This is a genomic window from Psychrobacter sp., from assembly GCF_030457785.1.
GTDB lineage: Bacteria > Pseudomonadota > Gammaproteobacteria > Pseudomonadales > Moraxellaceae > Psychrobacter.
Map to the genome: position 1 here is coordinate 1 of NZ_JAKDUI010000078.1, position 10374 is coordinate 10374.

The 10374-nt window shown below is 44.0% G+C and carries 9 protein-coding genes; 5 read left to right on the plus strand and 4 right to left on the minus strand.

Features of this window, described 5'->3' with window-relative positions; translation table 11 throughout:
• Positions 1-12 precede the first annotated feature (12 nt).
• Positions 13-1314, plus strand: a complete 1302-nt coding sequence (locus tag L0J61_RS05455) for an AarF/ABC1/UbiB kinase family protein (protein WP_301465332.1) — start codon at positions 13-15, stop codon at positions 1312-1314.
• A gap of 116 nt (positions 1315-1430) precedes the next feature.
• Here the strand turns inward: L0J61_RS05455 and L0J61_RS05460 are convergent, their stop codons facing one another.
• On the minus strand, positions 1431-2261 hold the full coding sequence (locus tag L0J61_RS05460; RefSeq protein WP_301465327.1) for an ion transporter: 831 nt from the start codon (positions 2259-2261) through the stop codon (positions 1431-1433).
• Positions 2262-2596: 335 nt separating this feature from the next.
• On the opposite strand from L0J61_RS05460, the gene L0J61_RS05465 reads away from it, so the two are divergent.
• Positions 2597-3346, plus strand: coding sequence for a YebC/PmpR family DNA-binding transcriptional regulator (locus L0J61_RS05465; RefSeq protein ID WP_301465328.1), 750 nt, complete (start codon positions 2597-2599; stop codon positions 3344-3346).
• 164 nt (positions 3347-3510) lie between these two features.
• Here the strand turns inward: L0J61_RS05465 and L0J61_RS05470 are convergent, their stop codons facing one another.
• Positions 3511-4095, minus strand: a complete 585-nt coding sequence (locus tag L0J61_RS05470) for a methylated-DNA--[protein]-cysteine S-methyltransferase (RefSeq protein WP_301465333.1) — start codon at positions 4093-4095, stop codon at positions 3511-3513.
• Between the two features lie 63 nt (positions 4096-4158).
• Positions 4159-5070, minus strand: coding sequence for a signal recognition particle-docking protein FtsY (ftsY, locus tag L0J61_RS05475; protein WP_301465334.1), 912 nt, complete (start codon positions 5068-5070; stop codon positions 4159-4161).
• Positions 5071-6049: 979 nt separating this feature from the next.
• Between ftsY and L0J61_RS05480 the strand changes: the two genes are divergently transcribed.
• The 3 genes from L0J61_RS05480 to L0J61_RS05490 all read left to right on the plus strand — a co-directional run bounded on the left by L0J61_RS05480 (position 6050) and on the right by L0J61_RS05490 (position 9421).
• Positions 6050-6214 carry a hypothetical protein gene (locus L0J61_RS05480; protein ID WP_301465329.1) on the plus strand — a complete coding sequence of 55 codons (165 nt, stop codon included), beginning with the start codon at positions 6050-6052 and terminating at the stop codon, positions 6212-6214.
• A 72-nt stretch (positions 6215-6286) separates the two neighbouring features.
• The gene (locus tag L0J61_RS05485; protein WP_301465335.1) at positions 6287-7810 is read left to right on the plus strand and encodes a pitrilysin family protein; all 1524 of its coding nucleotides are present in this window, start codon (positions 6287-6289) and stop codon (positions 7808-7810) included.
• 81 nt (positions 7811-7891) lie between these two features.
• Positions 7892-9421, plus strand: coding sequence for a pitrilysin family protein (locus L0J61_RS05490; RefSeq protein ID WP_301465330.1), 1530 nt, complete (start codon positions 7892-7894; stop codon positions 9419-9421).
• A 139-nt stretch (positions 9422-9560) separates the two neighbouring features.
• Here L0J61_RS05490 and L0J61_RS05495 read toward each other — a convergent pair whose 3' ends face one another.
• Complete coding sequence (locus L0J61_RS05495; RefSeq protein ID WP_301465331.1) at positions 9561-10025, minus strand: hypothetical protein; 465 nt, start codon at positions 10023-10025, stop codon at positions 9561-9563.
• Positions 10026-10374: the final 349 nt, after the last annotated feature.

Sequence of the window (10374 nt, forward strand, 5' to 3'; positions counted from 1 at the left end):
AGGGTAACAGCAATGGCAAAAACGTCCGGAAAACGCTTTATGAAACTCGCTGGTATGACAGCAAGTATCGCCGGCAAAGCTGCTAAAAACTCATTTAAGCACCTGTCAAGCGATGAAGAAAAGCGGCTGCAAGCGCGCTCAGAGCTGATGCAGGATGTGGGCATTCAGATCGCTGAAACCCTTGGCGAGATGAAAGGTGCGGTAATGAAAGTGGGACAAATCGCCTCACAATACAAGGACGTCTTCCCACCTGAGGTCGCAACCGCTTTAGAAAAGTTACAGAAAGATGCGCCGCCCATGCCCTACTCACAGATACGAAAGCAGCTCGAGCGCGAGTTAAAAGCCCCCGTAGCAGAGCTATTCAGTGAATTCGATGAGACCCCTTTTGCCGCCGCTTCTATTGGACAGGTTCACAAAGCGGTGTTGTTATCTGGGCAGAGAGTGGTCGTAAAAGTTCAGTATCCTGACGTCGATGAAAACTGTGACAGTGACTTAAAACAAGTGCGGATGGCGCTAAAAATTGCTGGTGTGTTGAATATGAGTAAACAGCTACAAGAACAGCTGTTTGATGAGATTCGCCAAAGCTTACATGACGAGCTAGATTACAAAAAGGAAGCGCAAAACTTAAGAGTATTTGGATCGTTTCATGCAGATGATGAAGGTCTGATCATTCCCGAAGTGATTAGCAGTCATTCTTCGAAAAGAATTTTAACGCTTACCGAGGAGCTAGGAGAAACCCTAGCAGTCGCTGCAACATGGGACAATGAGATCAAACAAAAAATAGCCGAGCGACTATTCCACTTTACTGCAGGCCAACTGTTCGGCCTATACCGTATGCATTGTGATCCACATCCAGGTAATTTTTCTTTTCGCAATGACGGTAGCGTCGTCGCCTACGACTTTGGCGGCATCCGTAGCTATAGTGACAATGAAGTTCAGCTGTTCAAGCGTTTTGCCCACCACGCTATCAAAGGCGACGTCACAGCGCTAGAACAAGACCTAATCGCATTCGATATTCGCCGTGACGATGACAAGCACATCCCTGGTGAATTTTATGAAACGTGGCTATCTATCGGTCTCAAACCGCTTTCCATCAAACCTTATCATGAAGGTGCTTTTGATTTTGGCAGCAGTCAAGTACATCATGAAGTCATCACCCAAATGCGCTCATCTTTGAAGTACTTCGGGCAGTTTCAACCTTCTGCAACGACTATGATGCTAGATCGGACGGTTTCTGGTCAATACTGGAACTTGGTTAACTTGGGTGTTGAAATAGATCTATCACCGCTCGTGGATCGCTACTTAGCATTATAAAGACTAGGCGTGTCGAACATTCGATCATGGCGCTGACAGTGACTATTATTTAGGCGACTTTTCAGACAGCTTGCAGATAGAAATCGTAAATATCGTAAATACAGTCATTACGCACGTTAAACATGCAGAGCGTGTCCACAACGATCACAGTAATCCGCCGCCATGGCATGCCCAAACTTACCACAATTTGGGCATGTCACTGGGCTAAGCTGCGGGCGCATGTTACGAGCCAGCTCAGACGTAAAAATACCCGTCGGCACAGCAATAATCGAATAACCAGTAATCATGACCATGGTTGCAATGGTCTGCCCTAGTGGCGTCTTGGGTGACAAATCCCCATAACCAACCGTAGTCATTGTGACAACCGCCCAATAAATAGATAGTGGGATACTAGTAAAACCGTTCTCCGGCCCTTCTATCACATAAATAATCGATCCGAAAATCGTGACCAAAAGTACCAGTGATAGGAAAAATACCGTAATTTTTTGCTGACTGGTTTTGAGCGCCGAGGCCAAAAACCCCGCTTGCTGCATGTAAGTTTTGAGTTTTAACACACGGAATATACGTAAAATACGTAAAATACGTATCACCAGTAGGTACTGCATTCCCACGAACATCAGACTTAGATAACTGGGTAATACGGACAACAAATCCACGATGCCAAAAAAACTGAACGCATAACGAAGACGATTGGGGGCCGAAAACAACCTTAGCGCATACTCAATGGTAAACAGAATGGTAAAGAACCACTCTGCATACCAAAACAGCGTGCCATATTGCAGGCGCATAAACAAAACACTATCAAGCATAACGACAGCGACACTCGCCACAATCGCAATCAAAAGCAAAATATCAAAGAACTTACCCAAGCGGGTGTCTGTCCCTTCAATAATAATATGAATGCGGTTCCGAAAATGTGTGACGGCTTCAGTGGTTGTTTGCTTCATATGGTCAGTGGCATCATAGATTCAGTAGCGTCGTAAAACCATTGACGTGACGACCGCCAGTGATTGAAAATGCGCTGGAAAAGGGCAAGTTAGTCAAAGTACCTAAAACTGGTTTATAATATTGCTCACTTATAACAATCAATACAATCTATAAGTTGCCACAGTGTAGCAAAAAAGCATTAACAGCGACATACAAATCGTTAAGGTGCGGGTCGTACTAATACCATGGCTAGACAGACCCATCATATAATAAAAAAGAGTACGATTGTAATAATGGTTATTACTCGTCACACTTTTTAGCCAAACAAATAATACGTAAAATTTAAGGATGTCATATGGCAGGCCATTCAAAATGGGCAAATATCAAACACCGTAAAGCTCGTCAAGATGCAGTGAGAGGTAAAGTCTTTACCAAGGTAATTCGTGAAATCGTTTCAGCTGCGAAACAAGGCGACCCTGATCCAGACAAAAACCCTCGCTTGCGCGCTGCTGTCGAAAAAGGTCTGTCTGTCAACATGACCAGAGACACAATCAACCGTGCCGTCGATCGTGGTACAGGTGGTGGCGACAACGAAAACATGGAAGAAGTTAGCTACGAAGGCTACGGCGTTGGCGGTGTGGCAGTACTGGTTGAGACCATGACTGACAATCTAAACCGTACTGTCAGTGAAGTACGACACGCCTTTACCAAACACGATGGCAATCTTGGTACGTCAGGATCAGTGGCTTACCTGTTCACCAAACGCGGTGAAATCACCTTCAACGATACAAGCTTGGAAGATGAAGTCATGATGGCTGCCCTAGATGCGGGCGCGCTGGACATCGAGAATGATGGTGAAAGCTTACTTGTCATCACGGAATGGGAGAGTTTTGGTCAAGTCAAAGACGCGCTGAACGCAGCAGATCTCGTCTCTGACAATGCAGAAGTAACCATGTCACCATCCACCTCTGCTGAAATAGGTAACGTCGATGATGCCGAAAAAGTCATGAAGATGATCGATATGTTGGAAGACATAGATGACGTACAGGAAGTCTATAGCAACGTAAACTTCTCTGCTGAAGTGATGGAACAGCTGAATCAATAAGTAGAATTTTCCGCGCTTTTAGCGATTCAGCGTCAACCATAAACAAAGGCCAAACGTTTTTACGATTGGCCTTTTTTGTATTTTGCCGATTTTTGTCTCTAGCACTTAGGGTTTATAAGTCCCTGATAGGTCACTGACAGGCTGCGAGAAACTGTTATTTGACACTAAGCTTTGTAGGTGACACCTTCTAGGGCTAGCAAGTACTTTTTTTTATCTAAACCGCCAGTATAGCCGCCAATCTTGCCATCACTGGCAATCACTCGATGGCAGGGTACAATAATGCTAAAAGGATTTTTGCTGTTGGCATTGGCCACTGCCCGGAACCCTTTTGGGCTATTAACACGTTTGGCTAGTGTTCCATAGCTGATGGTCTCGCCATGAGAGATTGTTTGCAGCCCTCGCCATACTCTTTGCTGAAACTCTGTTCCCAAAGACATGTCCAACGGCAAATCAAAATCTTTGCGGGTGCCACTAATATATTCATTGATTTGTTCGATAGCAGTTAGCAACAGAGCCTGTGTTCTATCAGAAATGCTTAGGCTATTTTTATCTATGAACTCAAAATCACTATCATCAAGCTTGTAATGCTTTTTCAGCTTAGGCACCGACTTCGAACTATGCCAAGAGTCACCTGCCTGCAACCAGTTGACCTCAACCAACCTAGGGCTGTTATGCTCATCGACATTGGAACTGGCACTAGCAATTAAGGTTAATTGGTATGAGCCAAAGTATGCTGTGGTGACTATTATGACTGCTCCTTCTAACATTTATGCCCTAAGACTTTGTTCAATAGCTTAAAAGCCTAATGCACCCTACTCTTTCTCATCTGTCTCGAATAATGCAGCGACAAACTGCTTTGGACTAAAGGCGCGTAAATCGTCAATAGACTCACCAACACCGATATAACGAATAGGCACATCCGTGGTCTCGGCAATATTAAACACCACACCACCTTTAGCAGTACCATCTAGTTTGGTAATAGTGATGCCAGTCAACGGTACGATTTTATTAAATAACTCAACTTGATTGATTGCGTTTTGACCAGTGCCTGCATCGAGTACAATCATGCCTTCGTGCGGCGCGCTTGGATCAGCTTTTCGCATGACTCGCACCACTTTTTCCAGCTCAGCCATTAGGTGCGTTTTATTTTGCAAACGACCCGCGGTATCCGCAATCAACACATCTATATTTCTTGCTTTAGCAGATTGCATGGCGTCGAATATCACCGAGGCACTATCAGAGCCATGACCCTGCGCGACAACAGGAATGTCATTGCGCTCGCCCCATATCTGCAGCTGCTCTGTGGCTGCAGCACGGAAGGTATCGCCTGCTGCTAGCATGACTGATTTGCCTTCACCTTGTAAACGCTTCGCCAGCTTACCGATGGTCGTGGTTTTACCCACACCATTCACTCCGACAACTAAGATAACAAATGGTTTTTTACTGGTATCGATACTGAGTGGTGCAACCTTGGGGGCTAAAATATCGACCAATTCACTTTGCAAAGCTTTATATAACGAATGCGCATAAATCAAATCGCCACGAGCTGTCTGCTCAGTGAGACTTTGGATGATGCGGTTGGTCGCATTGACACCAATGTCGGCAACCAATAGCTGATCTTCGACTTCCTCCAATAGCTCATCATCGATTTCTTTGCCACCGATCAAGATACTAACCATACCTTCGGCCAAGTTTTTACGTGATTTACTCAACCCCGTTTTCATACGATTAAACCAGCTGCCTTTTTTCGCCCCGTCTTGCGACTCGGTTGGTTCTGGCACTGGTTTTGACGTTGGTTCCTCAATGGCAACCGCTTTGCTACTAGCAGAACTGGCGCTTTGACTATCTCCTAATTGCTCTTGCAATGGCATGGTTGGAATATTCGAAGCAGCATTAGGCTTCGCCTTAGATCCAGCTTCTTTGTTTGCATCCGATGGCTTTTCAGATGACTTGTCAGGATTAGTGTACTCTGCTGGCATGCTAATAGGCGCACCTAAAGCAATATCTTCTTCTTTGTCAGCATTTGAGGCAGCCTGAGTGTCAGTACTAGATTCTGTACTGGATTCTGTTTTGAGTTCTTTGTCGGATTCTCGGAGCTCAGTCTCATCTACGATGGGTACGGATTGCGCCGGCAGACTGGGTAAGGTAATATCATCGTCATCTAAATCATCAAGGTCGCCATCTAGATTGATGACCACACGGCTACTGTTATTCGGATTATTCATAAACTCGCCCTAAAAATTAGCACTATCAATTATTTGAATATTTTAAATGTGTTGAGTTGCTGCCGTTTTTTACACCTTTAGCATGACAGCCTATTTCGGTATAGTTTAGCATAATTCTGTGTATGCTCAGCCCTTACCGCATTAGACTAAACTTGAAATGTCCTAAATTAGTTGACCACTACAGTTGAAATATTCTAAAGTCGCCGTTGTATAGCTGGTTTAAATTTTTTACAGCATCTGTCTGCGTAGGCACAGCAAGCAAGAAAAATTTGTACCAGCAGTACGTCCAGCAATATGTGTTGTATCTATATTATTTTTCACCGACTGTATCATCAAATACTGTAGCCTCGTCAGGCTATCTTCTTAGATCAAGAAAGCTTAGCTTAAGGTTTGGACACAAAAATCTGACCCTGTATATGCCGTACTTCGCCTACTCTACAAAGTCTTACATGATCATCACTATATTCAGGAGTTGTCTATGTCGTCGCTATCTAATCATGATAAAAAATACACCAAAAGCGTTGTGAACATCAGCTCGGCGTTATTATTGACGACTATCGCCCTATCTATGATAGGTTGCAGTACCACATCAGACATCAAGCCGACCGCTACTGTGGTGGTTGGGGCGCACACCTCTTTGTAGCGCTTTACTGCTCATCTACCTCTCAGTCAACTTACCCGCTGCCATATTATATAAGTAGAACCTACCATGCCACTGTCTTTGCCAACCTCTTTATCAACACCTAACCTTTCATTACGTATCGCCTGCGCCCTTGTAATGGCAACCACTTTAGCTGCTTGTCAAACCAGCGGGGTTGGCACGAGCTCAGCACAAACGGCTCAAAACGTTGAAGCTTTAGAGACCTCATCTCAAAACTCATCAACTCAAACTAATACCAATCAAAAAAGCACTGATACCAATACTAAAAAATCATCAGCGCTTACTATAGACATGTCAGGTCGACATGAGTACCAATTGGAAAATGGCTTAAAGGTCGTGATAAAAGAGGATCATCGCTCACCAGTGGTCATGACTCAAATCTGGTACCGCGTTGGCTCGGCCGATGAGCCGCTGGATAAGGGTGGTATCTCCCATTTACTCGAGCATATGATGTTTAAAGGCACTACCGATGTATCGAGCGACGACTATGAACGCTTGATTGCAAAGTTTGGTGGCGTGAATAATGCTTTTACCAGCTACGACTATACTGGTTATTACGAGCTATTTCCTGCCAACCGCTTCCCATTAGCGCTAGAGCTAGAAGCGGATCGCATGAAAAATTTGACCTTTGATGAAAGCGAGTTCGTGAAAGAGCACCAAGTAGTAATGGAAGAACGTCGTCAACGTACGGATGACAACCCATTAGCAAAAGCTTATGAGTCATTCCGTTTGCTGGCACTCCCTGACAGTCCAAAAGGCGAGTCCGTCATCGGCCCCATGACTGAGATTGAGTCAATCACACTCGCCGAACTTAAAGACTGGTACCAACAGTGGTATGCACCAAACAACGCCACCTTAGTTATCGTTGGCGATGTTGATCCTGACGAAGTAATGACACAAGTGAAGCGTTACTTTGGAGACTTACAGCCAAGTGAGTTGCCCAAGCGTCCTACTGTTAAACAACAAGGCTTTCGAGGTTATCAAAAAGTCGATTCTGAACAAGCGGTACAAGTGCCCGTATTATTAATGGGTTACAACGTACCTAGCCTTGTCACTGCAGGGGAAAGTAATGAGCAACAGGCTTACTCACTCTCTTTGGCTAAAGACGTTCTAGATGGTGGCCTATCTGCACGCCTTGAGAGCCGATTGATACGAGATCAAGACTTGCTCGCATCTGTTGGCACTTCTTATAACTTACTAGATCGCGGTGATGGATTGTTTTTAATCCAGGCAACACCACGTGAAGGAGTCAGTTTAGAGCAAGCACAAAAAGCCATTACTACTGAGATAGAGAAACTAAAAACCAACCCGATTGCCGCTGATGAAATCAGTCGTGCCAAAACCAATACAGTAACCGGACTCGTCTATGCGCAAGACAGTATGGAAGGTCAGGCGCGCATGATTGGTTCGTTACAATCCATCGGACTGGACTACACCTTGTTTTCCGAATTGCCAACAAAGCTGGATAACGTAACCACCACCGACATTCAGGATGCCAGTAAAAAATACTTAGTCCAAGACAACTTGACAGTGATGCATATCGTACCGCCTACAGAACAAGTAGATACAGATAAATAATAGTGAGCGACTATTCACTCGTACTATGCGTAAACCTGCCATAAACATATGATGAATAATGTGATGATTAAGAAGATAACCATGACTCATAATAATGATTTAGCACAGAAAAGAACAAACTCAATCGTTAATAAACTGTCTCAGCTTAGCATTGGTATCTTGCTAGGTATGACAACGCTATCATTAACAGCTCAAGCAGACACTGCGGGTACGGAAGAATACCGAGCACCTACCGCAAGCATAGACAGCAGTGAGCCCATCGCGGCACTATCAACACTAACCAGTCTTGACGACACCACACCCTTGAGTGTCACCGTTCCGACCATTCAACAGTTCGAAACTGAAGCTGGTGTGCCTGTTCGATTTGTACAAACAACTGCCTTGCCAATCGTTGATATCGACTTGCGATTTAATGCTGGTAGTGCCCGAGATACCAGCATAAGTGCCAACGGCTTCGGTATTGCAAACATGACCGCAACCATGCTGACACAAGGTTCTGAAAGCTTAGATGAGGATGCATTTACTCGAGAGATTGAAACCTTAGGCATCAACCTAAATAGCAATGCCTACAAGGATATGTTTATTGTCTCACTACGTAGTTTGTCTGACGATGAGCATTTGCTTCCAGCTGCCGATCTAATGACACAGATGATTACCGAGCCCGCTTTTGATGAAGAGGTTTTATCACGCAATAAAGCTCGGTTGTTGGTGGGTTTGCAACAACAAAAACAAGATCCTAACAGTCTTGCCAGCATTGCCTTCAATCAAGCATTATACGGCGATCATCCCTACGCACACCCTTCTTCCGGCACTCTCGATACCGTGCCCAACATCGATAAACAACAGCTAATAGACTTTAAAGATCGCTATTTAGTAGCCGCTAATGCCTCTATTGCGATAACCGGTAATCTGACGCTAACACAAGCTAAAACACTTGCTGAAGATATCACCTCCAAGCTTCCTGCCGGTCAATCAGTAGCTGAACTGCCTGAGCCACAACCATTCACCCAAGCACAGCACATTCACATACCTTTCCCAAGCACACAAACAACTGTGTTGATGGGTCAATTGGGTAGCAAGCGTGCCACCAATCCGGCAGAACAGCAACAACAAACAAATTTTGCTGTTGGTAACGAAGTACTCGCAGGAGGAGATTTCAATGCACGATTAATGACTGAAATCAGACAAAACCTTGGCTATACCTACGGTATATCAGGCTCTATGAGTCCGATGAAGGCACGTGGCCCTTACCAAATTGGCTTTTCGACACGCAACGATAAGGCACGTGATGCCATTGATGCCAGCTTAGAAGTGATCAATAAAACCTTGGATGAAGGTATCACAAGTGACGAGATGCGCTTAACCAAAGACAATCTGAAAAACAGCTTCCCGATGGGGTTTGCCAGTAATTCGGGCATTAATGGATTACTCGGAATGATGAACTTTTACCAACTACCAAATGACTATTTAAGCAACTATATCGCTCGTGTTGAGCAAGTAAATCTCACAGACGTCAACCAAACGCTGAACGACAGCCTCAAACCAGACGACTTTTTAATCGTCACCGTTGGGCAAGATGACCCTTGGGCAGATAACAATACCAGTAAGTAGCGCCATTGGTTTATACAAAAAACAATAATGCATATCATTTTTTGTATGACTGGCTTATATAGATATAGATAAGGGGAGATACTAAATAGTATCTCTCCTTGTTGATCACTCTCTACCTTCTTACTCAACAAAAAACCAGCTAATTTTCAGAAACTGTGACCACGACGTCATATACCAAATTTGCAGGCTTATAGGTGGCACCATCATAGCTTAATCTAATGACATGCTTGTCATAAGACTCCACAGCATAGTCACCGTTGGCAAAATCATAGATTGTTGGTATTATCAACAACGCTTCAATTCGCCTGTCATTGACGCTAACCGATATATCCTGCCCTTCTGTTGGGTATAAGAAATAATCACAATAACTATTTACCATAACTTCAGAATTTCTTTCAACAACTTGAGTATCTACCTCTTTTTGTATCAATTTAGGGCAAATATCAGAGCGTTTTGAAGCCAAACGAGCATAAGAGTTTTGGATACTGCTTTCAATCTTTTCATCCTGTGAATCTCTATTAAAACCATCCGTTGGTTCCTCAACGACCTGAGTATTATCAATAGACGGCTCTGAGCTACAAGAGCTGACGGTTGTCAGTAGCAAAGCTAAGATCAAGCCTCCTAGGTACCTCTGATTTTTTTTAAGGAGAGTCCTTTTGGTCTATCGGGTTGATCAGTTTGCATCATTGGTCCATACCGTTTTTTCATAAACCCTACTTATAACAGTGATTCTTTGACTCAAACCCTAGAGCATATAGATAAACGTGAGAATAGATAGACTTGAGGTATGTATTCTCGTAAATCTGAGCAGTTCAGATTCTGAGATCAGAGTCTGAGATCAAAAACTCGAATCTTCATCCCTCCAACTTCTAGATGTGTTCTGGTTGGCTAGTGTTAGTCAATGAACTACCCACTACCTTAGAGGTAGGGGTTTCTTAGGTAATGCTCATACT

Coding starts and splice junctions, on each gene's coding strand:
- ftsY (WP_301465334.1), bottom strand. CDS start 5,070: ATGAAAACGGGGTTGAGTAAATCACGTAAAAACTTGGCCGAAGGTATG.
- L0J61_RS05455 (WP_301465332.1), top strand. CDS start 13: ATGGCAAAAACGTCCGGAAAACGCTTTATGAAACTCGCTGGTATGACA.
- L0J61_RS05465 (WP_301465328.1), top strand. CDS start 2,597: ATGGCAGGCCATTCAAAATGGGCAAATATCAAACACCGTAAAGCTCGT.
- L0J61_RS05480 (WP_301465329.1), top strand. CDS start 6,050: ATGTCGTCGCTATCTAATCATGATAAAAAATACACCAAAAGCGTTGTG.
- L0J61_RS05490 (WP_301465330.1), top strand. CDS start 7,892: ATGACTCATAATAATGATTTAGCACAGAAAAGAACAAACTCAATCGTT.
- L0J61_RS05460 (WP_301465327.1), bottom strand. CDS start 2,261: ATGAAGCAAACAACCACTGAAGCCGTCACACATTTTCGGAACCGCATT.